Below are 23,649 nucleotides of genomic sequence, written 5' to 3' on the forward strand. Positions count from 1 at the left end.
GCGCGCAAATGAATAATAAAACAACGTCGCTGATCCCAGATGACATTGTTCGCGGTAAACTCACTCGGGACGCCTCCTTGGCCAAACACGTTTGGTTTAAGAGCGGGGGCAATGCCGATTGGCTGTTTGAACCTGCTGACCTAGATGACCTCAAAGCCTTCCTCGAAGCGCTTGATCCCAGCGTTCCTGTGATGCCTTTGGGTGTGGGCTCTAACATGATCATCCGCGATGGCGGTGTGCCGGGAGTTGTGATCAAATTGGGCGCGCCGTTTTCCGAGGTCAAAGTGACTGGTGAGACCACAATCGAGGCAGGCGCATTTGCTCCGGTGAGCGTATTGGCACGCCGCGCTGCGAAGGCTGGCATCGATGGCTTGCGCTTCTTTATTGGTATCCCCGGCTCGGTTGGCGGTGTCACCAAAATGAACGGTGGATGCTATGGCCGTGAGACTTGCGATGTATTGGAAGATTGCGACGTAATTATGCCGGGCGGCGAATTCGTCACGCTTACCAATGCGGACCTCAAATATTCTTATCGCCACTCAGCATTGCCAGAGGGCGCGGTTGTGGTCGCGGTGCGTTTCGAAGGCTTCCCCGGAGACGCCGAAGAGATCAAAGCCGACATGGCCCGCATCTCCAACACTCGCAAAGACAGCCAGCCCATCGGTTCAATGACCGGCGGATCGACTTTCAAGAACCCGGTAGGGCATTCGAGCTGGAAACTGATCGATGATGCGGGGCTTCGAGGGTTTACCCATGGCGGGGCACAGGTCAGCGAAAAGCACTGCAATTTCCTGATCAACACGGGCACGGCGACCTCGACAGATATCGAAGAGCTAGGCGAGCTGGTGCGCGAGAAAGTAAAGGCCAATTCCGGAATCCAGCTAGAGTGGGAAATCCGCCGGGTGGGCCGGGAATGAACCCTCCTGCAATCCCTCTTCACATCGTCGTCCTGATGGGCGGCTGGGCGAATGAGCGTGAGGTTTCTCTCATGTCTGGGGCTGGCGTTGCTGATGCGCTTGAGATGAACGGGCACCGCGTGACACAGATCGATATGGACCGTGATGTCGCAGCCAAGATCGCGGCGGCAAAACCCGACGTCGTGTTCAATGCGCTCCACGGCGTGCCTGGTGAGGATGGCAGCGTGCAGGGTATGCTCGACCTTATGGGCATCGCCTACACACATTCTGGTCTCGCCACCTCGGTCATCGCGATTGACAAACAGCTCACCAAGCAAGCGCTTACACCGTACGGTATTCCAATGCCGGGCGGACGGATCGTGTCATGCAAGGAATTGCACGAACGCGACCCGTTACCGCGCCCTTATGTGCTTAAACCCGTGAACGAAGGGTCATCGGTGGGCGTTGCGATTATCACCGAGGACAGCAATGTCGGCAACCCGATTGCCCGCGGCGCAAAGGGGCCTTGGCAGGAATTTGGCGAACTGCTCGCCGAACCCTTCATCAAAGGCCGCGAGCTCACCACAGCAGTGATTGACAGTGCAGCGGGACCAAAAGCGCTAGGCGTGACCGAGCTTATCATCGAGACCGGTTTCTACGATTACGAGCACAAATACACAGAAGGGCGCACGCAGCATGTGTGTCCTGCGAAAATCCCGCCTGAAATCGCGGCACTATGCGAAGACTATGCCGTGCGGGCGCACAAAGTGCTTGGTTGTCATGGTGCAAGCCGCACGGACTATCGCTGGGACGAAGAATTGGGCGAGGAGGGCCTTTTCGTCCTCGAAACCAACACACAGCCGGGCATGACCCCGTTAAGCCTTGTGCCAGAACAAGCGCGCGTAGCGGACATTGGATATGCCGAGCTGGTTGAACTGATAGTGATGGAAGCGGTCCGGGTTCATCAAGACAAAATCAAACGAGCGGAGGACGCAAATGGCTAAAATCACGCGTTCAGGTAGCAAGGGCGTTCGCCGCGCGGCCAAATCGCAAAGCCGCGCCGCGACCGCGCGCCGTGCCAAAGCGAAAACTGGCGGTATTCTTGATACCATCATGGGATGGCTGCCTTTTACCGAAGAGCAATGGAGCACAATTTGGCTCACCATCATCATTGGCGGCGCGGTGGGTATTGCCTTTGTAATTGCGAACCTGGCCGGTGTTCCCGCCATGGCCGAGCGCCAAGTTGCTTTGCTCGCCTCTGATGCAGGGTTCGAGGTCAAGCATGTGCGAGTCACGGGCACGGACCGGATGGATGAACAGCAAATCTATGCCCGCGCACTGGCCCAAAAAGACCGGCCAATGCCGGCGGTTGAATTGGAAGCCTTGCGCGAGGAATTGCGCGAGCTGCCATGGGTCAAAGATGCACGTGTTTCAGTTCAACTTCCTTCAACGCTCGCCATAGACATAGTTGAACGCAAACCGCATGCGGTGCTTGAAAAACCCGATCGCCTTATGTTGATCGATGCCGCAGGGGTGGAATTGGAGCCGGTCGCCAAGGATCAGACCGGCGATAAAATGCGTATCTCTGGTCCGGGCGCTGCGAAACAGGTTGCTCCGCTTGAGACTTTGCTTGCCTCAGTGCCAGCCCTGGTTCCGCAATTGGAAAGCGCGGAATGGGTAGGTAACCGCCGTTGGAACCTCTCGTTCAAGAGCGGACAAGTGCTCGCCCTTCCAGAAGGGGCTGAGACATCGGCCAACGCTCTTATTAAATTCGCCCGCATGGATGGGCAAAACCGCCTGATTGGCGGCCAAGTCGCAACTTTTGATATGCGCTCACCGCCTCGCATTTACATGCGTGTGCCGGGCCGGGCCGATGCTGTCGAGATCAGCGGCACGTAACAGGAACTGCACCAATGGCCCGAACCAAACCCGCTACCAAGACCGCATCTAAGCCTGTCCCCTCCAAGGCGCGCCTCGCCAAGGTGTTCGGAGCGGTCAATGTGGGATCATTTCGTATTTCAGCCATGATTATGGGCGAGACGGAGACCGGCGATCTTGTTGTCCTTGGCTCAGGGCACCGGGCGAGCAACGGGGTCAAGCGCGGTTATGTCACCGATATGAAGGCGGCAACTTATGCCATTCGCGATGCGATTGAACGCGCGGAAAAGAATGCTGGCACAAATGTGCAAAGCGTTTGGATTGCTTGTGCAGGCGCTGGCCTCAAAAGCACGACGACAACAGTTGAAATTGACATTGGCGGTCGCCGCATTGAAGAAGAAGACATTGAACACCTCCTGTTAGAAGCGCGTGACCGTATCCATCCCGATGGACGCAGCGTGCTTCACGCCATCCCGGCGCACTACACGCTTGATGGCGCACACGGCGTGGCCAATCCGCGCGGCCTTCATGCAGAAAGGCTCGGTGTAGATATTCACGTGATGCTTGCCGATGGTGCACCGGTGCGCAACCTCATGGAAGCGGTGCAGAGCGCCCACCTTGATGTTGAAGCGGTCGTGGCTGCTCCTCTTGCTTCAGGCTATGCCTGCCTCACCGAAGAAGAGCGTGACCTTGGTGTTGCTTTGGTTGAGATTGGGTCTGACGTCACCAGTGTATCTGTTTTTGCAGCAGGAATGTTACTTGGCCTTCGTTCGATCCCCTTGGGGTCAGGCGATATCACCGATGCAGTGGCAAGCGCCTTCGGTATTCGGCGGTTCCAGGCTGAGCGCCTCAAATGCGTATCAGGCTCTGCCATTGCCTCGCCAAGTGATCACCGTGAGATGATCCCGGTACACGGACCAAGTGACACCGAAGCGGGATCAGGTGGAAATGCACGAGGTGCAGATGATAAAAACCGTATTGCACGCGCAGAACTGATTTCAGTCATCACACAAAGCCAAGCGCAACTGATGGGCGAGATTGGCAAGGCGTTAAAGGAACTCGGCTTTGCGGGCGTTCGCGGTGGTCAAGTGGTGTTAACTGGCGGCGGAGCAGAGCTCGCTGGGCTAGCGGAATTTGCGCAAAGTGCGCTTGCCATGCCGGTGCGTATAGGGCGCGCGCCAACGCTTACAGGCTTACCAGAAGCTCATGCGACCCCGGGCTTTTCCGGGCTTGCTGGTCTTTGTCTTTATGCCGCAATTGATCCTATTGATATTCGCGCAGTGGGTACGCGGTATAGCGAGAACAATGATTTTGGTGGCTCTGTAAACCTGTTCGCGGGGCTCTCTCGTCTATGGCGAGCGTTGAAAGAGAACTTCTAAAATGGCGCCCGAATTCAGCAGTTTGGGCCGCGCCTTTGTAAATCCATGAAAACGAGCAGGAAATGCCCGCTGTGGATAATGAAATGTTAAGTATAACGGACACATCGCGAATGTGTCACAGAAGTCTAATCTTAGGTTAGGCGTGTAGGAACTAGACCAAAGGTCTGGAGGAATTAAGCCATGAGCATCAATATCGGACCAGCAGCGACGGATGACCTCCGTCCCAAGATTACAGTTATCGGGATTGGTGGAGCAGGCGGAAACGCAATCACCAACATGATCGAATCCGAGATTGAGGGCGTCGAGTTTATCGTCGCTAATACCGATGCGCAGGCATTGAGCTCGTCTCCTGCTGAAACACGCATTCAGCTGGGACCAGATATTACTGGCGGTCTTGGTGCAGGTGCTCGTCCCGAAGTGGGCAAGGCAGCAGCCGAAGAAACCGTTCAGCAGATCGAAGAAGCGCTCGAGGGCGTCAACATGGTCTTTATTGCCGCTGGCATGGGCGGCGGCACTGGCACAGGCGCCGCGCCTGTTATCGCTGAGGCTGCTCGGCGCAAGGGCGTTTTGACAGTAGGCGTTGTGACCAAGCCATTCTTGTTCGAGGGTACGCGCCGCATGCGCGCTGCCGAAGCGGGCATTGCCGAATTGCAAGAGAATGTCGACACTCTGATCGTTATTCCAAACCAGAACCTGTTCCTGGTCGCCAAGCCTGAGACGACCTTCAGGCAGGCCTTCCAACTGGCTGATGAGGTGCTTCAGCAAGGCGTGCGTTCGATCACCGATTTGATTGTTAATCCGGGCCTTATCAATCTCGACTTTGCCGACATTCGCGCAGTGATGAGCGAGATGGGCAAGGCGATGATGGGCACGGGCGAAGGCGAGGGCGAAAACCGCGCATTGAACGCGGCAGAACAAGCAATCGCGAATCCGCTGCTTGACGGTGTCTCCATGCAAGGCGCGCGCGGGGTAATTATCTCAATTATCGGCGGCGAAGACATGACGCTGATGGAGCTGGACGAAGCGGCCAATTACATTCGTGACCTTGTCGACGAAGATGCAAATATCATTTGGGGCAGCGCATTTAATCCTGACCTTGATAACAAGATCCGTATTTCCGTGGTTGCCACGGGCATAGAGCAGGTCGCCGGTGCTGAAGCTCCGCGTGCGATCCCGCAAGGGCTAACCGCTTCGCGCCCGCCCAAGCGCCCAGTGCTTGATCTGGCGGGGGAAGCCGAAACCAATGCGGAAGCCGCCCCGGCACCAGAACCTGTGTCAGACCCGGCCCCGCGAATTCCGGCGATTCCAATGCCAATGACCGACTTCTCGGAAGAGCAAGGCGATGATCAGGCTGAGGCGGAAGCCGCGCGGGAAGTCGAGGATGATGCTGGCGAGCAAGCGGGCGGTTCAGAACCATTCGACTTGTCCGGCATGCAAGCCGGCGACGACATGGGCGATGCCAGCGACGACGTTGACGAGATAATCGATCCTCTTGCTGGATTGCGCGGAGCTGAAGATGAGGATGCTCTTCCAGCAGACGAAGATACGCTCGACCTTGGTTCCGAATTCCAGGACGGGACCGCTGAAGAATCTTCACCGGCCGAATGGGCAGCTGCACAAGATGCAGCCGGTTCATCTGGGGGCGATGATCTCCTCTCGGACGCAGACCGTCTTGCACAGCGAGATGAACCTGTAGAAGCGCGCTCTGGTGGCGGTACAGAAGGCGGCACGGGTGCTGGTTCTGGCGGCACAGCTGGCGGCACAGCTGGAGGAGGCAGCTCTGGTGGTGAATCGGGCGGCGGTTCAGGAGCCGGCGGTGCGACCCTGTTTGAACGCATGGCCAACCTCTCGCGTTCTTCAGGTTCTTCGGATGATGAAGATGATGATGAAGACAGTGATGGCGATGATGCGCCAGCTCTGTCGATCCCGCGGTTCCTTGGGCGTCAAAACAACCAATAAGCCTTTCGATGATCGCGACGCACGCAGATTTCTCGGCCTATCGGCTGAGGAAGGCTGCTTGTCCTAATCCGGGCGCTGGACCTTTTTACACTGGACTCAACTGCTGTTAACGTCGCGTGTGTGAAACGCTATTTGACCACGGGCTTTCGCTGCGCATTTGGTGCAGCATTTATTGGGGCCATCACTGTAACTTCTCTCACGGCTGCCACTGCGCAGAACTCCACGTCGCGCGAAGTGGTGCAGCCTTTACCGTCCCCACAAGTGCAGCGGCTCAACCGCGCCTTGCTCGAAATTGCTCGCCAGCCAAGAAGTGTCTCGGCACTGCGTGAGGCAGGTGACGCCTCTATGGCTGTCGGCGATCTGGATGCAGCAATTGGCTTTTATGGCCGCGCAGCCGAACTGGATCCAAATGATGCGCGGGTAAAATTGGGGCTGGCGCAGGTTTACTTGCGTTCTGGTAGACCGGTTGAAGCCTTGCCGCTGTTACAAGAGGCCGAAGGCGCAGGCGCACAATTGCGTGATGTTATTGGCGCACGCGCCTTGGCCTATGATTTGGTCGGGGATCAGGCATCAGCACAGATTGCTTATGCGTCCGCATTGCAGCTCACACCTCAGGATGATGAAGCGCGGCGGCGTTTTGCAATCAGTCAGGCGATCTCCCGCAATTCTTCCGGTTTTCAGGACACACTTGCCCCTTTAATCGAGTCCCGCGACGTCGCGGCGTTTCGGACCCGCGCATTTGGCCTTGCGATCTTGGGTGAGCAGGAAAGGGCAGAGGGGATTGTGAACTCCATTATGCCGCGCGATTTGTCTGCGCGCATCAATCCCTATCTTGCCTATATGCCGCGTCTCACTCCAGCACAGCAGGCAGCGGCTGCCAATCTTGGCATCTTCCCACGGGCCGCCGATATCGGCCGGGAAGACCCACGCATTGCCCGTTTTGCTCGTGAGAGTGAAAGCGGCTCGCTGCTGGAACCTGCTGGCGAGCCTCTTGGCAGTCCAGTTGTAGCAAACAGCCCTCCAGCGAGTGAGCAGACACCTGACCTTGTACAAGCTGATACAGGTTCGAGTCTGCCCCAGATCGCAATTCGTGAGACTGGATCGACACCGCCACTGGCAAGCACACCTCTCGCCAGCGTCGCGGATGCTTTTGCCGATCTCGATGGCGCTTCCTTGCCAACGGTTCAAGCAACCGAAGATGCCGTCGATATCGCCGCGCTTGATGTTCCGCGCGAGGTGGAGCCGGCTCCTGAACCTGAAAAAACGCTGCACCCGCGCCGTATCTGGGTGCAACTGGCGACAGGCCGCGATGTTAGCGCACTTGGTTTTGATTGGCGCCGTTTCTCTCGCAGAGCCCCGGATTTGCTTGGAGAGTTTAGTCCCCATGTCACGCCATGGGGTCAAGCTAACCGGTTGTTGGCAGGGCCGTTTGAAAGCAGCAGTGCAGCGCGCAGCTTGGTCAACGCCTTGGGTGAGAAGGGGATCGAGACCTTTACCTACATAAGTCCAGAAGGTACTGAAGTAAAAGAACTTAACTGAGAATTTGCGTGTTTCCCCGGCTTTCTGTGCACAGGGTTTGAACAAGGCAAAACACTTCTCCCCAAGAGTTGGAGGGGCGACGGATTGCCAAACAGGGTAGCGTGCGTGCATCTCTCCAATCGATGCAAAACAACACCCCTCCCCTCCGACAGTTTTCGGTTCACTTCGTTCGAGGTGATCAATGAGACCGCGCGAAGCTGAATTCACTTCTAATGATGATGCAGCTCCCATTGAGATGCTTGCAGCATTGTTTGAGGCTCGCAATTGGGACTGCGAAATCGTCTCTGAAGATGAGATGGTCGGCGAAGTTCAGGGAAGCTGGGCCAAATACCAATTGCGGGCGATTTGGCGCGCTGCGGACAATGTGCTCCAATTTTTGTGCCTGCCCGATATCCGTGTCACCTCTGAGAAAAAGCAAAGCGCATATGAATTGCTTAGCCTCGTAAACGAGCAAGTGTGGCTCGGGCATTTCGATATCTGGTCTCAAGGTGATGTGCTTATTTATCGCCATGGCGCTCTTCTTGGCGATGATGGGATGTTATCGATCCAGCAGGCTCAAACGCTGGTTGAAAATGCGATCGACGAATGTGACCGTTTCTATCCCGCGTTCCAGTTCGTGCTGTGGGGAGATAAATCGCCGCGCGCAGCTTTGGATGCAGCGATGGTTGACGCAGCCGGGGAAGCGTAGCCACATAAGGGCCTTGCACCCTGGTGATTAAAACCAGGCGGATCAGAAAGGGAAGGCGATGACCCAGATCAAAAAACTTCTTATCATCGGTTGCGGTAATATGGCGGGCGCTATGTTGGCGGGGTGGCTTGCTGCCGGTTTCGAACCCATGCGGTTCTCGATCTTAAGCAAGTCGCTTGAGGCTGCGCCAGGCGGCGTTCCCCTTTACCGTGACGTATCAGAAGCTGTTGCAGCGGGAGGCCACGATGCGGTGATGCTCGGTTTCAAACCTCAACAATTGGGGCAGCGTTCGCCAGAAATTCAGGCGCTTACTGGCGAAGGAATCGCGGTTTATTCCCTGCTTGCAGGGATCACATTGAAACAGCTCAAAGCGGCATATCCCAGTGCCTCTTCCCATATCCGGGTAATGCCCAACCTCGCCTGCCGAGTGAACAAATCTCCGATCATTCTTGCTGAAACGGGAATGGGCGAAAGTGATCGCACCCACGCATTTGCATTTTTCAATCCGCTTGGAACGGCGCTCTGGCTAGAGGAAGAAGCCAAATATGATCTTGTAACCGCGCTTGCAGGGTCGGGCCCCGGCTTTGTTTATCGTTTCATTGATGCATTGGCCGAGGCAGCGGTGGAGCTTGGTCTTGAAAGAGATCAAGCAACATCATTAGCGCTTGCGACGGTTGATGGTGCGTCAACTCTCGCGGCCAACGCCGACGCATCACCGAGTGTCCTTGCAGATCAAGTCGCCAGCCCAGGCGGGATGACGCGAGAAGGCCTCAACGTGCTGGACAGCGATAAAGCGCTGGTTGAACTGCTTATCCGCACGCTTGAAGGCACGGCCAGTCGCGGAGCCGAGTTGTCTGCCGGAGTCAACTGATACGATTTGTTAATGATAAATAGCGCGTATGTGAACGAAATTCTTCGAATAGACTAGCAGTTTTGCTTGAAAATTGCGTGCAAACTGCCAATATCTATCCATAGAAGGCGCGTATTTCCGCGTCACTATTGGAGACAAAAGGGATCCAAAATGTCTGACTGGAAAGACACACAACAATCTGACTCAGCCTTTGGCTCTGTGCCGCGGGCTGGCGGTGATGTCGCAGGGCGCGAGACCTATGACGAAGGTCTGCGTTCGTACATGCTCTCAATTTACAACTATATGGCCTCCGCGATTTTGCTGACTGGCATTGTTGCGGCCGGTGCTGCGGCAACTGGCCTTGCCTATGTGTTTGCAAGTGGTCCGTTGATGTGGATCGTGGCACTTGCGCCGCTTGGATTTATCCTTGCGATGAATTTTGGCCTTCACAAGATGAGCCAAGGCACGCTGCAAATCGTGTTCTGGTCGTTTGCTACGGTCATGGGTCTGTCGATGTCGACGATCTTCTTGGTGTTCACAGGCGAATCCATCGCCGTGACCTTCTTTGCAACGGCCGCCGCCTTCGCAGGCTTATCGCTTTTTGGTTACACGACGAAAAAGGACCTGTCCGGCATGGGCTCGTTCTTGATTATGGGTGCGGTTGGTCTGATCGTCGCGATGGTCGTCAACTGGTTCCTGCAGTCTGAAACGATGGCTTTCGTGATTAGCGGTCTTGGCGTCCTGATCTTCGCAGGCCTCACCGCCTACGATACGCAGCGTCTCAAGAACGATTATCAGTACCTTCGTGGCTCTGACTTCATGGGTAAAGCGGTCATCATGGGCGCAGTAAGCCTGTATCTCGACTTCGTGAACATGTTCATGTTCCTGCTGAACTTCTTGGGTAGCCGCGAATAATCGAGCGCTCACCCGGCATTCAGCTGTTGAAACCTAAAGATGCCCGGAGCCTTGTTATAGGCTTCGGGCACTTTCTTTGGCATGAGGATACCCGGCCAAAACGGGGCTAAAGTGATGTAAATTTGGGTTGTTGCGGGATACCGCCATTGCCTTGAACAGCCGTTCCAGCCATGCTTGCAGATGCAGACTGCTAAATGGGGTGAGGGATAAAGACAATGAAAAACGACGCGGCTCAAACCTATCAAGACGCTGATGGAAAGAGCGCTCCGGTTCGTATCGTCGCAGTAGCGCTTGCGGTTTCCTTGCTTGGGGCCTGTGCAACGCCTGCACCTCCGCCACCTCCACCGCCTCCTGCTCCGCCTCCTGTCGAACGAATTCCCTATCGCCCCCTTCCACCGGGCGGCGCGTCCTATGTGATGCAAATGCCCGGCAAAGATGCCAATGGACAGCGAATTACGGTGAATGCAGGCCGCTCTCATGACGAGACAGTTTGGCACTTCCGCTCCGCTTGGAACGTTGCAGCGCTCAATTGCACAGCAGCGCAGTATCAACCGATCCTCACCGCCTACAGCTCCTATATCAGCGATCATTCCAGTGCACTAAAACGAGTGAATGATCGGGTCGAGGCGAGATATCGCAGCGAAAATGGGGGTCGCCGTGCTGGAATTTTGGCGCGCGAAGAGCATATGACTTCGGTATATAACTACTTCGCGCTACCGCCTGCGAGGGCAGGTTTCTGTAGAGCCGCGCTTGATATTTCGAACCGTGCGATTGCCGCTCCGCCAAGCGAGCCAGAAGCATTTTCGAGAGCAAATTTCGCACTTCTTGAGGCGCCGTTTGAGACATTCTTCACCGATTATGAGCGTTATCAGCGCCTGTCGGCCGAATGGGATGCGCAGTATGGTGAACGCTATGGTCCGTCGCAGCCAGGCTGGGTCGCGGTTCAAGCGGCGCGCAACAACGGTGTGCCGGTGCCAAATGCGGAAAACGATCCGGCGGCGACATTGGCTAAGCCGACAACGGCCGCAGGAGCGGTTACCGATCAGGAGACAGGGGCTGATGTGCCAGTTGTACCAGTTCAGGAGAACTTTGTTTCTCAGCCTGTGACGCAGCCTGTGGCGAGCGAACCTGAGGACAACAGCCCAAGTTAGCCTTTGCCTTGCGGTGATGACGCTAGCACTCTAGTGCAGCTGCCAACTTACAGAGCCGCAAAACCTGCGGCTGTGCGCCTGTTGGCGCTTGAGGCTTTAAAACAATGCACTTTCTCGATCAGGCGAAAATCTATTTGCAATCGGGCGCTGGCGGGCCTGGCGCGGTCTCGTTCCGCCGTGAGAAATATATCGAGTATGGCGGCCCGGATGGCGGCAAGGGCGGCAAGGGCGGCGATATCGTGCTTGAGGCGGTTGCGGGCCTCAACACGCTTATCGACTTTCGTTATTCCCAGCACTTTAAAGCCAAGCGCGGTCAACACGGGCAAGGCAAGGACAAGACAGGTGCGGGTGCCAAGGATCTTGTGATCCAAGTCCCCGTGGGCACTCAGGTCCTTTCCGAGGACAAAGAAGAGGTACTCGTAGACTTTACCGAATTGGGTCAACGCGTGGTTTTCCTCGAAGGAGGCATGGGCGGACGCGGCAATGCCTCTTACAAAAGCTCGACCAACCGCGCACCGCGTCAACATCAACCCGGTGAACCATCAGAAGAGATGTGGGTCTGGTTGCGGTTGAAATTGCTGGCTGATGTGGGCCTTTTGGGTCTTCCCAATGCGGGCAAGTCGACCTTCATCAATGCGGTTTCCAATGCGCGGGCGAAGGTGGGGCATTATGCCTTTACGACCCTCGTGCCGAAACTGGGCGTGGTGCGTCACAAGGCACGCGAGTTTGTGCTTGCCGATATTCCCGGCCTTATCGAAGGTGCAGCAGATGGCGCAGGGATTGGCGACCGTTTTCTGGGGCATATCGAGCGCTGCCGGGTGTTGATCCATCTGATTGATATCGCTGGCGATGACCCTGCCGAAGCCATGCAGGTGGTCCGCGAAGAGCTGGCTGCTTATGGCGCGGGCCTTGAGGATAAGCCGCAGCTCGTGGCTCTCAATAAGCTTGATCTGGCGGATAAAGAGCTTGGCGAGGCGTTCTCGCAAGAGCTGCTTGATGCAGGCGCAGACAGGGTTTTCACCGTCTCTGGTGTTAGCGGCGAAGGGATTGAGGAATTGCTCGACGCGGTTCTCTCCTACCTACCCGACCGCACCGCAACTGAGACGAAGACTGTTGAAGTCGAGGATGAAAGCACGCTTGGCAGTGGGGAAGAGGGCGAATGGTCGCCGATCTAGATCTGGTCGCGGTTTCATCAATCAAGGATATCGCTGACGCCAAACGCATGGTCGTCAAAGTTGGCAGCGCTCTTCTGGTGCGCGATGGTGAGCCGGACACCGCGCTTATCCAATCACTCGCTCAGGATTTGGCACAACTTCGCGCAAGGGGCGCTCAGATCATTGTGGTTAGCTCTGGTGCCATTGCCTTAGGAGCTTCGCGGCTTGGCCTACCCAAAGGAGGGCGCGCAAGCCTTTCTGATGCACAGGCCGCGGCCTCTGTGGGTCAGGTGGCTCTTGCACAGCTTTGGGCCGATGTGTTGGGAGCACACGAACTCGTGGCGGCGCAAATGCTGGTGACGCTGGACGACCTTGAAGACCGCCGCCGCTACTTGAATGCCGCTGCTACCTTAGACCGGCTGCTAGAGGCAGGTGCGGTGCCTGTGGTCAACGAGAATGACAGCGTTGCGACCGAAGAAATTCGCTTTGGCGACAATGACCGATTAGCCGCGCGCGTGGCGCAGGCGGGCAATGCAGATGCGGTGCTGCTGCTTTCCGACGTAGATGGCCTTTATGATAAACCGCCGAGCGAACAGGGTGCTGAACTGATCCAACGCGTTGAAGGCGTAACGCCTGAAATCATCGCGATGGCGACAGGTGAGAGCTCTTCGGGCATGGGGTCGGGCGGCATGCTGTCCAAGCTTCAGGCCGCTCGCATTGCCGAACGCGCTGGGATTGCTTTGGCGATCATCAACGGCACGCACCCGGCACCCATTAGCACAGCAGTCAGAGCCGATCGCGGCACGGTATTCTTACCTGTGCGCAGCGACAATGCGCGCAAGAGTTGGCTTGGCGGCAGGCTCGCTTTGGAAGGTGCGCTGACAGTGGATGCAGGCTGTGTGAGCGCTCTTCAGGACGGAGCGAGTTTGCTCGCCGCTGGCCTGATCGAGGTCGAAGGGGAGTTTCAACGCGGCGCTCTTGTCAGCCTCCACGGTCCCAAGGGTGAACGGCTGGGGCAGGGGCTTGTCGAATATTCCTTCGACGAATGCCGGACGATCCTTGGTCTTCAAGGTTCAGAGCAGGAGGCAAAGCTTGGCTATGCCCCGCGCGCTGCAGTCGTCCACCGTGATCATATGGTGCACGAATGAGAATTGACGAATGACGAAAGTAGCGATCACGGGTGCAACGGGCTTTGTTGGCAAGGCGGCGCTTGACGTGGCTTTGCACAAAGCGATGAAGGTTCGCGCACTCACCCGGCAACCAGCGCCCCCGCGTGACGGGGTGGAGTGGGTTTCGGGCGCTCTCGACACCGAAGCTGCCTTGGAGGAGCTCGTGCTGGGCTGCGATGCCGTGATCCATATTGCTGGGCTTACCAACACTCCCAATGTGGGGCGTTTTGAAGCGGCCAATGTCACCGGCACCGCGAACATGATTGCGGCGGCGAAGAAGGTGGGTGTTGAACGCTTTGTCTTTGTCTCCTCACTCTCGGCGCGTGAACCTGACCTTTCTGCCTACGGAGCCTCGAAAGCACGTGCTGAGAAGCTGGTGGAAAATAGCGGTCTTAACTGGACCGTCGTGCGTCCACCCGGTGTCTATGGCCCCGGCGATAAGGATTATCTCGACCTCTTCAAAGCCGCCAAGCTGGGCTTTGTTCCCGTACCGCCAGAAGGGGCAAGCTCGCTTATCCATGTTGAGGATTTGGCGCGGCTTTTGGTGGCGCTCGTGCCGCTCACCCCCAAAACCAAAGGACAGATGTACGAACCATGGGACGACAACGCCTATGGCTACACGCACAAGGATTTGGCGAAGATGATTGGAGAGGCGGTAGGCAATCCCAATGCTGTGGCTGCCCCGCTTCCGCCTATTGTTATGCAATGGGGCGCAAAGCTTGATGGTCTTATTCGCGGCGGGAAAGCAAAACTTACCGAAGACCGCGTTGGCTATATGCTGCACAAGGACTGGGTGAGCGACCTACGCCGCGCGCCGCCGATTTCGGTCTGGCAGGCCGTATGGGACGGCGAGGCCGGAATGAAGATGACGGCCGAATGGTACAAAGAGCAAGGTTGGCTCTAAAAATGAAAATCGAGGGGGGAATTATGAGACATATAGCAATCGCGGCTGCGTTCATCGCACTGACGGCCTGCAGCAATGGCACTGGCGAGCCGGCGGACGTTCAAACGGAGGAACCAAGCCCCGGGCCGGTCATGGCCGCCGATGGTGCGCCTCCCGAAGGTCGATACCGCGCGACCAGCGATACAGGTGTGGTCCTTCTCGAAGACTTGCGCCCAGATGGCACATACATCTTCACCGACGAAGCCGGTGAGATCGCCGAAGAAGGACGCTTCGAGCAGAAATCTCCGGAAACTCCATGCTTCACTCCGGATGTCGAGGGAGCAAAGGAGAAGTGCTATGTTGACGCGATTGGCGAAGACAGCATTTGGCGCACCACAGACCCCGATACGAGCGAGGTGTGGGTGCTTGAACGGATCGGCGCTGAATAAGCGGTCTTTAGAGGAAAGGTTCCTCGCCTGGCTTGTGAATGCCGCATTCGGTCTTGTCCCAGCCTTTCCAGCGGCCTGAACGTGGGTCTTCACCCGGCGCCACCTTGTGGGTGCAAGGCTCACAGCCAATGCTTGGGAAACCGCGCTCTACCAAGGGGTGACGCGGCAGATTGTGCTCTTCCAAATAGGCGGCGATGTCTTGGGCCGACCAATCAATCAGCGGATTGATCTTAAGGCGTCCGGCGGCATCCGAAGTGTCCACTTCGAAACGAGGCAGGTTTGCGCGGGTTTCAGATTGGAAGCTCTTGCGACCAGTGAAGCTTGCATCGAAGTTGACAAGCGCTTTTTCTAACGGCTTCACCTTGCGAATTTCGCAGCATCCATCAGGGTCATAGGACCAGCGCAAGCCTGTTTCGTCCTTCTTCGCCACATCGGCTTCGTCAGGAGTGAGAATTTGCAAATTCGTTAGGCCAAGGCGCTTCACGACGGCGTCGCGATACTCAATTGTTTCGGCAAAATGCTTGCCAGTGTTGAGGAAAATCACAGGGATGCTTGGATCAACATCAGCGAGAAGGTGCAGAAGAACAATGCTCTCTGCGCCAAAGCTAGAAACGGTGGCGACATCGCCAGCAAGCGATCCTTCAATCACCGCTTTGAGCATTTCCTGTGTCGAAGAACCGCGGAACATGCGGTTGAGACGCACGGCATCATGTTCTGTGAAGCGCGGGGATGCGTCGAGACGGTCAACGGTCCGCTCTTCGAACTCTGCAGGGTTTTCAGGCTTGGTCATTGCTCGGCCCCGTGGCGGATCTGGGGGATCGTCCGCCGGCCATCCACTGTTGCTTGATAGACGTTTTCCCAAGTCGCAAAGGCGCGCGCGGCGTCTTCTTCGTTGAGGGGGTTATCAGGCGCAAAGGCGTCAAGTCCGCAGCGGCGCATATGGCTAAGCTGGTCAATGCCAACATCGCCCACCGCGCGCAGTTCGCCGGTGAAACCGGCTTCGCGAAGGATACGGGCCGAGGAATAGCCGCGCCCATCACCAAAGGCGGGGAAGTTCACCTCGATCAGCGCGAGGCGATCAAGGAAGGGCAGAAGCAGGCGCGCATCATCGCCCGGTTCAATCCGAACAGCGGTTGCGTTGGTTTGATCGCAGCAGGAGTCCACCGTCACAGCAGCGTGATCGACAACCTCGTCATCGCGGAAACGAAATTGCACTTCGTCGGGGGATGTACCGAGTGGATTATCCATAGAGCGCCTCCTTAAACGGGGCCATGCCGATACGGCGGTAAGTGTCGAGGAAACGCTCTTCACCAGTCCGTTGGTCGAGATAAACGTCGGTCACTGTGTCGACCGCTTCGATCACGCCGTCTTCGGTAAATCCGGGGCCAGTGATCTTGGCCAGCGACGTGTCTTCGGCTTCCGATCCGCCGAGCGAGAGCTGGTAGTTTTCCAGACCCTTTTTATCGACGCCAAGGATGCCGATGTGGCCTGCGTGGTGGTGACCGCAAGCGTTGATGCAGCCTGAGATTTTGAGCTTCAATTCGCCCAGCTTCTCGGTCTTGCCAGAGGCATCGAAACGCTCAGAGATACGCTGTGCCAAGGGAATTGAACGCGCATTGGCAAGCGCGCAATAATCAAGGCCGGGGCACGCAATCATGTCCTCGATGGTGTCGAGATTGGGCGAACCAAGGTCAGCGGCCTCAAGCTGTGTCCAAAGCGCGTGGAGATCACCGATCTTCACATGGGGTAACACCACGTTCTGTGTGTGCATGATGCGGAGTTCATCAAAGCTATATTGCTTGGCAAGCTTCGCCATCAGGCGTATTTGATCGCCCGTCGCATCGCCCGGAATTCCGCCAACGGGCTTCAGAGAGATAACCGCGCTGACATAGCTGTCATGCTTGTGACGGTGGGTGTTGCGGTCGACCCAAAGGGCAAAGTCCGGATCGGAGCGGTCGACTTGTTTGGGGCCATCTTCAAACGCAGGATCGGCGAAGAATGGCTTGATACGAGCGATTTCTTCAAGCGGGGGCTCAACCCCTTGCTCGAGCATATGCGCGAATTCCTCTTCGACCTGGCGGACATATTCGTCGCGGCCCAGCTCGTGGACGAGGATTTTGATGCGCGCCTTGTACTTATTGTCGCGGCGGCCATAGCGGTTGTAGACCCTGAGACACGCCTCTGCATAAGTGATCAGCTGATCGAGAGGCACAAAGTCGCGGATCATGGGTGCAATCATTGGCGTGCGGCCCATACCGCCACCGGCATAGAAACGCGCGCCGATTTCGCCTTCATCGTTCTTGACGATCTGCACGCCAATATCGTGGAGACGCATCGCGGCGCGGTCTTTCTCGGACGCGATCACGCAGATTTTGAACTTACGCGGCAGGTAGGTGAACTCCGGGTGGAAGCTCGACCATTGGCGCATCAATTCGGCATAAGGACGCGGATCGACCAGCTCGTCGTGGCTCGCGCCTGCGAAGTGATCGGATGAGATATTGCGGATGCAATTGCCGGAGGTTTGGATCGCGTGCATCTCAACCTTGGCAAGGTCTGCCAAGATGTCGGCGGTATCCTCAAGCTTGATCCAATTGTATTGCAAATTCTGGCGCGTGGTGAAGTGGCCATAGCCGCGGTCATACTTGTCCGCGATATCGCCCAGAACGCTCATCTGCTCGCTGTTGAGCGTCCCATAGGGGATGGCAACGCGCAGCATATAGGCATGAAGTTGTAGATAGAGCCCATTCATCAAGCGCAGCGGCTTGAACTCATCCTCTGACAGAGAACCTTCAAGGCGGCGGCGGGCCTGATCGCGGAATTCTTCAACGCGGGCGTCGACCATCGCTTGGTCATATGAATCGTATTTATACATCAGATTACCCAGTCAATCGCTTCGGGGTCTTTGGGTTTGAGCGTCAGGTCTTGGCGCACGGTGGGACCAAGGGCGCGGATGCGGTCCTTGATGTGGGCAGGGCGCACGCTGCCATCTGCCTCGCGGATGGCATCGATCACATAGGGGACGTTGACACGCAGCGCAGCTTCCTCGGCGGCGAGCACTTGTTCGGCCGTTTCGCCCGCATCGGCTGCATCATCGACATGACGCGACCAGCTTGTCCCGGTCCACCAGATGACATCGCCTGTTTTCAGGTCATTGCCGGTTAAAACTCTCATTGATGTGCCTCCAGCACGAGTTGTTCGAGGTGAGCGTCTTCACGCGCGGTGACATCACCGATAACGATGAGCGCGGGGCTCTTGATATTGTTGTCTGTCACAAGGTCAGGCAGTCCGGCGAGCGGCCCGCGCACAACGCGCATTTCGCTGCGCGCAACGTTCTCGACCACGGCGACGGGAACATCGGGGGTGAGGCCGTCCGCCATCAGCTTTTCAGCGATCTGAGGCGCGGTTTTTACGCCCATATAGATCACCAGAGTGCGCCCCTTGCCGGCAAGGCCTGACCAGTCCTGATCGGATAAGCCTTTGCACTGGCCCGCGACAAAGCTGACAATGCTGGCCGCGTCGCGGTGGGTGAGGGGGATGCCGGTCGCTGCCGCCATACCATTGGCCGCGGAAATTCCCGGCACAATCTCAACCTCTACACCGTGCGCCTTGGCCAATTCAGCCTCTTCGCCGCCGCGCCCAAAGATCAGCGGATCGCCGCCTTTAAGCCGCACAACATCATGACCTCCTTGCGCCAGCTGCACGAGCAGCATGTTGATGTCATCTTGCGGCAAGGTGTGGCGTGCGCGCTTCTTGGCAACCGAGATAAGGCGCGCGTCGGGGCGCGTCATGGCCATGATCTCTGGGCTCACCAGACCATCATGCACGATCACTTCGGCGGCCTCGATCAGGCGAGCAGCACGCAGGGTCAAAAGGTCGGGATCACCGGGGCCTGCACCCACAAGAAAGATGGTTCCAGTTCGCATGCCACCCAAATGGCGGGGAGAGGACTGCTGCGCCAGCGAGAATGGATTGGGCCGAGCCAAGGAAAGCTATTGCGCAAGAATTGAAACGCTATTCTGGCGAAGCTTTTCCGCCGCTCATCATCTCCACCAATTGGTCCAACTGCTTGGAAGAACGCAGGTGCAGGTCTGCCTGGGGGTAGGGGATTTCAATGTCGTTCTCTTTGAACAACTGCCAAATCCGCATGTACACATCTGACCTGATGTTGGAGAGACCGCCTTCTGGGTCCTGAATCCAAAACCGCACCTCAAAGTCTACTGAGCTGTCGCCGAACCCCATTAGGTTGACGCTTGGTTTTGGGTGAGAAAGCACGCGGCCTGTTTCATCCACCGCCCGATGGAGCAGTTTAGTCACCAAATCCAGATCGCTGTCATAGGCAACGCCAACCGGGGCTTTCACTCGCACATCTCGGCTGGAATAGGACCAATTGACCACCTGATTGGTCATGAGCAGCTCATTAGGGATGAGATACTCCGTTTGATCGCGTGTAATAACCGAGATTGCACGAATGCCAATCTTGCGAATTTGTCCAACGGCTTCATTGCCTGCTTGATCGGTAACCGAGATCACATCGCCGGGCTTAATCGATTTATCGAGCAGCAACAGGATACCTGATATAAGGTTACCAAAGGTCTTTTGCAGACCAAAACCAATGGCCAAACCAAAGGCGCCGCCAAAGATTGCAAGCGCGGTAAGGTCGATGCCGATAAGGTCAATCGTAACAAAAAAGGCGACGGACCAGATGACGATTGTGGCCAATTTCTCTGCGAGCAATTGTTGGCTGCCGTCAAAGGCGGTCACTCGGCCTATTAGGTTGCGCGCAAGGCGGGTTATGAACCAAGCGGCGGTGATGACGAGGCCAATTGTGGCTAGCAGAAAAACGACATCGAACACGGATACGCGAACATCGCCCACAACCAGCGCCCAGCTGTCGAGCGTATCGATCACAGCCCCAAGCGTATCGCTTTGCGCCGCCAACCCCTCTTTTGCGCCTTCTGCCACGCTCACCACTTCCTCTTCAGCAGGCGCTTCTTCGGCAAGGTTCCAAGCTTGAGTTTGGACCTGATTTGAGGTCGCTTCCAATTCGGGCGCGGCCTCGATGTCGGTTCCAGCGGGCGAGGTTCCAGCGGGCGGGTTTTCAGGCGTGATTGCGGTCATCAATTGTCCAATTGGCCGAGCGCTTGTTCAAGGTCAGCGATCAAATCGTCAGGGTCTTCAAGACCAATGGATAAGCGAACCGCTGGCTTTGCGCCACCTTGGGTGGGGGCATTCATCACAGATCGGTGTTTGTCAGGGTAAATGGGGAGTACCAAACTTTCAAAACCACCCCAACTGTAGCCTATACCAAAAAGCTTGAGCGCGTCCGCGAGTTGGCCGCTCGCGTTTGAATTGGCGCTTTTGAGAACAAAGCTAAACAGGCCGCATCCGCCTGTGAAATCGCGCTTCCATAGATCGTGGCCAGGCGCGCCGGGCAAAATTGGGCACAGCACCTCATCCACCTGTGCTTGGGCTTCCAACCACCGAGCAATCTTGAGCGCGCTCTTCGTTTCTTGCTCCAACCGGATTTTCATCGTGCGAAGACCGCGTGCGGCAAGCGCTGCGTCATCGGGAGAAACAACTTGTCCCAGCTCGTGGCTTGTGCGGCGCAGAGCCTTGTACCACCGCTCGCCCGCGCTGGCGGATCCCATCATCACGTCGGAATGCCCGCCGACATGTTTCGAAAGGCTTTGCATAGTGATGTCGCAGCCATGATTGAGCGCTGCAAAGCCAAGCCCGCTTGCCCAAGTGTTGTCGATAAGTGTCACCGCATTGGCCGCCCGCGCAATGCTGGCCATTGCAGTGACATCGCACACTTCCATAGTGAGAGAGCCCGGGCTTTCAAACCACACAGCGCGCGGAGCCTTCTCGGCGACTAGATTTTCAAAGCCAGCCAGATCGAGCGGGTCAAAGAAGCTGTGCGTGACCCCCAATCGCTTGAGCAGCCCGGTCGCCATGCTGCGTGTTGGGTCATATGCATTGTCAATCATCAACAAATGATCGCCCGGGCGAAGGATCGCGAGCAAACACCCGGCAATCGCTGCAACGCCGCTGGGGTAGAGAACTGTGCCAAAAGCGCCGGGCTCAATCTCGGTGAGCGCCTCGGCCAGTGCCCATTGGGTGGGCGCGCCGCGCCTGCCATAAAAAAACTGACCGTCGCTCGTGCCATTTGTTACAGCTTTGCGTTCCGCCTCGCTTTCGTAAAGGTGGGTGGATCCGCGCCACACCGGCGGATTGACGACGCGGCCCGTCCATTCAGGTCGCCTTCCTGCGTGTGTTATGCGGGTGCCGGGACGCAGCGGGTCTTTGCCGTCTGATGTGCTCACGCTGATTCCCCTTTACCGGGTCTTGTCGTTACGGGGACTTGTTTTAACCGGCCTTGTTCTAAAGGGCCTTGTTCTAAAGGGCCTTGTTCCTTTGGTGTTTCAGGATCGGCCTCCCATTCCTGCCAGCTGCCGTCGTAAAGCCTTACATCGTCCTTACCAGCAAGATGTGCTGCGAAGAGCAAAACCGACGCCGTCACACCGCTGCCGCATGACATCACGAGAGGCTGCGTCATAGCCACGCCCGCATTCTCAAACAGCGCCCGCAAATCATCGGCAGATTTGTATGTACCGTCACTGTCGAAGACCTTGCCAAAAGGCAGATTTAGAGCGCCGGGAATGCGGCCGTTCTGCCCACCGTGAACGGGATCAATCCCGCTGCCAAACACTCTGTCTGCACCTCTTGCGTCAAGCACTTGGACCTCCCGGCTTCCGCAATTGACGAGCATCTGAGCTTTGGTCACGACCTTGATCGGCGCTCTAAGCGTAGAAGGAGCGACCGGTTCCCTGCTTTTGACGTTGATTTCGATCGGGCGTCCTTCTGCGCGCCATTTGGCCATGCCGCCATCGAGTATCGCAACATGGGGCACTGCGCATTGGGTAAGCGAAAACCAAGCGCGGGCCGAGGATTTGAGCGCACTGTCGTCATAAAGGACAATCTTTGCTCCTTCTCCAACGCCCAGTTCAGCCAAGCGCTGTGCCACTTGTTCTGGCCGCGGGAGGGCCGCTGGCACCGAGGAGGATGTGTCAGTAAGTGACGCTAGATCGAAAAATCGCGCACTGGGAATATGGCCCGCCTCAAATTCACTCAGCGGGTCGCGCTGGGCGGCAGGTAAGTGGCGCGATGCGTCCAGCACAAACAGTCCATCCTCGCCGAGGTGATCGGCTAACCAGCGGCAAGAGACGAGACTTCCAAGTTTTTCGATCATGCCCGCCTTGCTAGCCCGCCAATTGACGCTCGCCAAGCGGCTTTAGGCGATGAGGTATCAGGGATGCTTGATCAGCTGTGCCCGCAATGGCGGCAAGCTGCCGGGAGGCCCGCCGAGAACCAAGGGATGAACCCGCGTAACGCTGGAGGCGCTGGGTGTGCCCAGAACAAAGGACCGCTTCACCGGCGGTTGGTCGAGAACGCCCAGTCTGAAATGGATCAATGGGATCACAACTGGTCGGCCATTTTGATTTATCGCGGTGATCTCTTGCACGGGCATTTGCAAAGTACCCTTCACGCGGCGGCTTTGTTGCGGGGCTATTCTTTCCAATTTGGCAATCGGTGCAGTGTTGTCGACCGGAGCAGGGCTGGTTGTCCCTTCCTGTGCGCAAGCAAGCTCACCTGCGATACTCAGGTCTCTCACGGGTTCTTGCGCAAGGTTTGTAACTTCGAGGCTGAAATCCACTGTCAATCGCATCAAACTGCGCGAAGCGTTGGCGATATCAAGCGCAAGTTCGATCTTCAACGGGAGGCTTGGAACGATTGGCGGAGCTGCGTCAGTTGTAGAGGATTGGGTGGCAGCGGGAGGTGGAACGGGCGGTTGTGCAGTCGAGGTAGGGCCTGCTGCCGGCTCTGGCTTTGGCTCAGGATCAATTTCTGGATTGGCCTGTCCCCGTTCGTCTTGGGAAGCCTCCAATTCATCGCCCATAGAGGCACGTACGCCGGCGGTCAGAACTGTCGCGGGTGCTTCTAAAGTGGCCTCAACCTCTTGCTTGCGGCGCAACCACATAATCGCAATGATCCCGCCAAGCGCAGCGATCAATGCGATTAGGGATGCCAGAAGCCATGATTGGGCAATTATTCCGTCCCAAATCGTCGGAGCGTTGGTCGAAAGTGCAATCGAGCTTTCTGATGTCGATGGCTGCGGCAAAGCAGAATTGCCGTCCTCGTCGCCCGCTTCATCTACGCTGTACCATCCATCCGGACCGCGCGACGCAGTGCCGCCGAAGTCATCTCCAAGCGAGTCAAAACCGGGGCTTGCGGGGTTCTCGACCCCAATCCCGGTGCCCTGCGCATTTGCGTTTCGCACATCTGGTTCGGCCCGTGCAGGGGCAGGCCGTGGGGTGGTATGGGATGTTGGTGAGGACGGTGTTTGCGTTGCTCTTGTTGAAGGCTGGGCGGCCTGTGAACTAGGGGACCGCGTTTGAGTTGACGTCGGAGCAGCCCTTGGTGCCGGAGAGGGTGACGGAGATGATGCTGCCTCTGCTGTTGGGGGCGCAGGCGTAGGTGACGGGCTCGGCGTTTGCTGCGGGATTGCCCTTGGGCCAATCTGTACTCCAAAACGTTCATCGGCTGGCCCTTGAGGCGCGCGCGATGGAGTAGGTGTTGGTGTGGCCGTTGGTACGGAGAAGGTCGGCGTTGCTTCTTCTTGAGCGGCAAGGTGCATCGGCGCAGCGAGCGCAGTGGTGCACATCAAACCCAAGATACCCG

23 protein-coding genes are annotated in these 23,649 nt (G+C 57.0%); 14 read left to right on the top strand and 9 right to left on the bottom strand.

Translation table 11 applies throughout. The annotated features are described in order from the left end of the window. The first annotated feature begins 8 nt into the window (after positions 1–8). The 14 genes from murB to ABJ205_RS04165 all read left to right on the top strand — a co-directional run bounded on the left by murB (position 9) and on the right by ABJ205_RS04165 (position 14,910). The gene (murB, locus tag ABJ205_RS04100) at positions 9–917 is read left to right on the top strand and encodes a UDP-N-acetylmuramate dehydrogenase (protein ID WP_348160675.1); all 909 of its coding nucleotides are present in this window, start codon (positions 9–11) and stop codon (positions 915–917) included. Further along, complete coding sequence (locus ABJ205_RS04105) at positions 914–1,900, top strand: D-alanine--D-alanine ligase (protein ID WP_348160673.1); 987 nt, start codon at positions 914–916, stop codon at positions 1,898–1,900. The genes murB and ABJ205_RS04105 overlap by 4 nt, the downstream gene beginning before the upstream one ends. Beyond that, complete coding sequence (locus tag ABJ205_RS04110; protein WP_348510009.1) at positions 1,893–2,795, top strand: FtsQ-type POTRA domain-containing protein; 903 nt, start codon at positions 1,893–1,895, stop codon at positions 2,793–2,795. The genes ABJ205_RS04105 and ABJ205_RS04110 overlap by 8 nt, the downstream gene beginning before the upstream one ends. A 14-nt stretch (positions 2,796–2,809) precedes the next feature. Continuing rightward, positions 2,810–4,153: a cell division protein FtsA gene (ftsA, locus tag ABJ205_RS04115; protein ID WP_348157473.1), complete on the top strand. Its 1,344-nt coding sequence runs from the start codon at positions 2,810–2,812 to the stop codon at positions 4,151–4,153. A 180-nt stretch (positions 4,154–4,333) separates the two neighbouring features. Beyond that, positions 4,334–6,112, top strand: coding sequence for a cell division protein FtsZ (gene ftsZ / locus ABJ205_RS04120; RefSeq protein ID WP_348157475.1), 1,779 nt, complete (start codon positions 4,334–4,336; stop codon positions 6,110–6,112). 132 nt (positions 6,113–6,244) lie between these two features. Continuing rightward, positions 6,245–7,651, top strand: coding sequence for a tetratricopeptide repeat protein (locus ABJ205_RS04125; protein WP_348510010.1), 1,407 nt, complete (start codon positions 6,245–6,247; stop codon positions 7,649–7,651). Between the two features lie 181 nt (positions 7,652–7,832). Continuing rightward, positions 7,833–8,339, top strand: a complete 507-nt coding sequence (locus tag ABJ205_RS04130; protein WP_348157481.1) for a YbjN domain-containing protein — start codon at positions 7,833–7,835, stop codon at positions 8,337–8,339. 58 nt (positions 8,340–8,397) lie between these two features. Then, entirely contained in the window at positions 8,398–9,210 is an 813-nt protein-coding gene (locus ABJ205_RS04135) for a pyrroline-5-carboxylate reductase dimerization domain-containing protein (protein ID WP_348157484.1), read from the top strand. 150 nt (positions 9,211–9,360) lie between these two features. Next, on the top strand, positions 9,361–10,104 hold the full coding sequence (locus tag ABJ205_RS04140) for a Bax inhibitor-1/YccA family protein (RefSeq protein WP_348157486.1): 744 nt from the start codon (positions 9,361–9,363) through the stop codon (positions 10,102–10,104). Between the two features lie 215 nt (positions 10,105–10,319). Beyond that, a complete protein-coding gene (locus ABJ205_RS04145; RefSeq protein WP_348157488.1) occupies positions 10,320–11,255 on the top strand; it encodes a hypothetical protein in 936 nt (311 codons plus the stop codon). 104 nt (positions 11,256–11,359) lie between these two features. Further along, the gene (obgE, locus tag ABJ205_RS04150) at positions 11,360–12,430 is read left to right on the top strand and encodes a GTPase ObgE (protein ID WP_348157491.1); all 1,071 of its coding nucleotides are present in this window, start codon (positions 11,360–11,362) and stop codon (positions 12,428–12,430) included. Then, the gene (gene proB / locus ABJ205_RS04155) at positions 12,415–13,557 is read left to right on the top strand and encodes a glutamate 5-kinase (protein WP_348157493.1); all 1,143 of its coding nucleotides are present in this window, start codon (positions 12,415–12,417) and stop codon (positions 13,555–13,557) included. The genes obgE and proB overlap by 16 nt, the downstream gene beginning before the upstream one ends. A 10-nt stretch (positions 13,558–13,567) precedes the next feature. Continuing rightward, entirely contained in the window at positions 13,568–14,482 is a 915-nt protein-coding gene (locus ABJ205_RS04160; protein ID WP_348157495.1) for an NAD(P)H-binding protein, read from the top strand. A 23-nt stretch (positions 14,483–14,505) separates the two neighbouring features. Next, complete coding sequence (locus tag ABJ205_RS04165) at positions 14,506–14,910, top strand: hypothetical protein (protein ID WP_348157497.1); 405 nt, start codon at positions 14,506–14,508, stop codon at positions 14,908–14,910. 7 nt (positions 14,911–14,917) lie between these two features. Here the strand turns inward: ABJ205_RS04165 and ABJ205_RS04170 are convergent, their stop codons facing one another. The 9 genes from ABJ205_RS04170 to ABJ205_RS04210 form a co-directional block, all read right to left on the bottom strand. Then, on the bottom strand, positions 14,918–15,700 hold the full coding sequence (locus tag ABJ205_RS04170; protein ID WP_348157500.1) for a phosphoadenylyl-sulfate reductase: 783 nt from the start codon (positions 15,698–15,700) through the stop codon (positions 14,918–14,920). Continuing rightward, a complete protein-coding gene (locus tag ABJ205_RS04175; protein WP_348157503.1) occupies positions 15,697–16,158 on the bottom strand; it encodes a DUF934 domain-containing protein in 462 nt (153 codons plus the stop codon). The genes ABJ205_RS04170 and ABJ205_RS04175 overlap by 4 nt, the downstream gene beginning before the upstream one ends. Next, positions 16,151–17,782: a nitrite/sulfite reductase gene (locus ABJ205_RS04180; RefSeq protein WP_348157506.1), complete on the bottom strand. Its 1,632-nt coding sequence runs from the start codon at positions 17,780–17,782 to the stop codon at positions 16,151–16,153. Before ABJ205_RS04180 ends, ABJ205_RS04175 begins: the two co-directional genes overlap by 8 nt. Next, complete coding sequence (locus ABJ205_RS04185) at positions 17,782–18,081, bottom strand: DUF2849 domain-containing protein (RefSeq protein WP_348157508.1); 300 nt, start codon at positions 18,079–18,081, stop codon at positions 17,782–17,784. Before ABJ205_RS04185 ends, ABJ205_RS04180 begins: the two co-directional genes overlap by 1 nt. Beyond that, on the bottom strand, positions 18,078–18,833 hold the full coding sequence (gene cobA, locus ABJ205_RS04190; protein WP_348157510.1) for a uroporphyrinogen-III C-methyltransferase: 756 nt from the start codon (positions 18,831–18,833) through the stop codon (positions 18,078–18,080). The genes ABJ205_RS04185 and cobA overlap by 4 nt, the downstream gene beginning before the upstream one ends. A gap of 88 nt (positions 18,834–18,921) precedes the next feature. Beyond that, on the bottom strand, positions 18,922–20,028 hold the full coding sequence (locus ABJ205_RS04195) for a mechanosensitive ion channel domain-containing protein (RefSeq protein ID WP_348157512.1): 1,107 nt from the start codon (positions 20,026–20,028) through the stop codon (positions 18,922–18,924). Beyond that, a complete protein-coding gene (gene metC / locus ABJ205_RS04200) occupies positions 20,028–21,233 on the bottom strand; it encodes a cystathionine beta-lyase (RefSeq protein ID WP_348157515.1) in 1,206 nt (401 codons plus the stop codon). Before metC ends, ABJ205_RS04195 begins: the two co-directional genes overlap by 1 nt. Continuing rightward, positions 21,230–22,159, bottom strand: coding sequence for a sulfurtransferase (locus ABJ205_RS04205; RefSeq protein ID WP_348157518.1), 930 nt, complete (start codon positions 22,157–22,159; stop codon positions 21,230–21,232). The genes metC and ABJ205_RS04205 overlap by 4 nt, the downstream gene beginning before the upstream one ends. A 57-nt stretch (positions 22,160–22,216) precedes the next feature. Continuing rightward, positions 22,217–23,248: a hypothetical protein gene (locus tag ABJ205_RS04210; protein WP_348157521.1), complete on the bottom strand. Its 1,032-nt coding sequence runs from the start codon at positions 23,246–23,248 to the stop codon at positions 22,217–22,219. Positions 23,249–23,649: the final 401 nt, after the last annotated feature.

Source organism: Erythrobacter sp., from assembly GCF_039988855.1.
Taxonomy (GTDB): Bacteria; Pseudomonadota; Alphaproteobacteria; order Sphingomonadales; family Sphingomonadaceae; genus Erythrobacter.

What these genes read in the sequence shown, in the direction of transcription:
- murB (WP_348160675.1), top strand. Translation starts at nt 9, where the DNA reads ATGAATAATAAAACAACGTCGCTGATCCCAGATGACATTGTTCGCGGT.
- ABJ205_RS04105 (WP_348160673.1), top strand. Translation starts at nt 914, where the DNA reads ATGAACCCTCCTGCAATCCCTCTTCACATCGTCGTCCTGATGGGCGGC.
- ABJ205_RS04110 (WP_348510009.1), top strand. Translation starts at nt 1,893, where the DNA reads ATGGCTAAAATCACGCGTTCAGGTAGCAAGGGCGTTCGCCGCGCGGCC.
- ftsA (WP_348157473.1), top strand. Translation starts at nt 2,810, where the DNA reads ATGGCCCGAACCAAACCCGCTACCAAGACCGCATCTAAGCCTGTCCCC.
- ftsZ (WP_348157475.1), top strand. Translation starts at nt 4,334, where the DNA reads ATGAGCATCAATATCGGACCAGCAGCGACGGATGACCTCCGTCCCAAG.
- ABJ205_RS04130 (WP_348157481.1), top strand. Translation starts at nt 7,833, where the DNA reads ATGAGACCGCGCGAAGCTGAATTCACTTCTAATGATGATGCAGCTCCC.
- ABJ205_RS04135 (WP_348157484.1), top strand. Translation starts at nt 8,398, where the DNA reads ATGACCCAGATCAAAAAACTTCTTATCATCGGTTGCGGTAATATGGCG.
- ABJ205_RS04140 (WP_348157486.1), top strand. Translation starts at nt 9,361, where the DNA reads ATGTCTGACTGGAAAGACACACAACAATCTGACTCAGCCTTTGGCTCT.
- ABJ205_RS04145 (WP_348157488.1), top strand. Translation starts at nt 10,320, where the DNA reads ATGAAAAACGACGCGGCTCAAACCTATCAAGACGCTGATGGAAAGAGC.
- obgE (WP_348157491.1), top strand. Translation starts at nt 11,360, where the DNA reads ATGCACTTTCTCGATCAGGCGAAAATCTATTTGCAATCGGGCGCTGGC.
- proB (WP_348157493.1), top strand. Translation starts at nt 12,415, where the DNA reads ATGGTCGCCGATCTAGATCTGGTCGCGGTTTCATCAATCAAGGATATC.
- ABJ205_RS04160 (WP_348157495.1), top strand. Translation starts at nt 13,568, where the DNA reads ATGACGAAAGTAGCGATCACGGGTGCAACGGGCTTTGTTGGCAAGGCG.
- ABJ205_RS04165 (WP_348157497.1), top strand. Translation starts at nt 14,506, where the DNA reads ATGAGACATATAGCAATCGCGGCTGCGTTCATCGCACTGACGGCCTGC.
- ABJ205_RS04170 (WP_348157500.1), bottom strand. Translation starts at nt 15,700, where the DNA reads ATGACCAAGCCTGAAAACCCTGCAGAGTTCGAAGAGCGGACCGTTGAC.
- ABJ205_RS04175 (WP_348157503.1), bottom strand. Translation starts at nt 16,158, where the DNA reads ATGGATAATCCACTCGGTACATCCCCCGACGAAGTGCAATTTCGTTTC.
- ABJ205_RS04180 (WP_348157506.1), bottom strand. Translation starts at nt 17,782, where the DNA reads ATGTATAAATACGATTCATATGACCAAGCGATGGTCGACGCCCGCGTT.
- ABJ205_RS04185 (WP_348157508.1), bottom strand. Translation starts at nt 18,081, where the DNA reads ATGAGAGTTTTAACCGGCAATGACCTGAAAACAGGCGATGTCATCTGG.
- cobA (WP_348157510.1), bottom strand. Translation starts at nt 18,833, where the DNA reads ATGCGAACTGGAACCATCTTTCTTGTGGGTGCAGGCCCCGGTGATCCC.
- ABJ205_RS04195 (WP_348157512.1), bottom strand. Translation starts at nt 20,028, where the DNA reads ATGACCGCAATCACGCCTGAAAACCCGCCCGCTGGAACCTCGCCCGCT.
- ABJ205_RS04205 (WP_348157518.1), bottom strand. Translation starts at nt 22,159, where the DNA reads ATGATCGAAAAACTTGGAAGTCTCGTCTCTTGCCGCTGGTTAGCCGAT.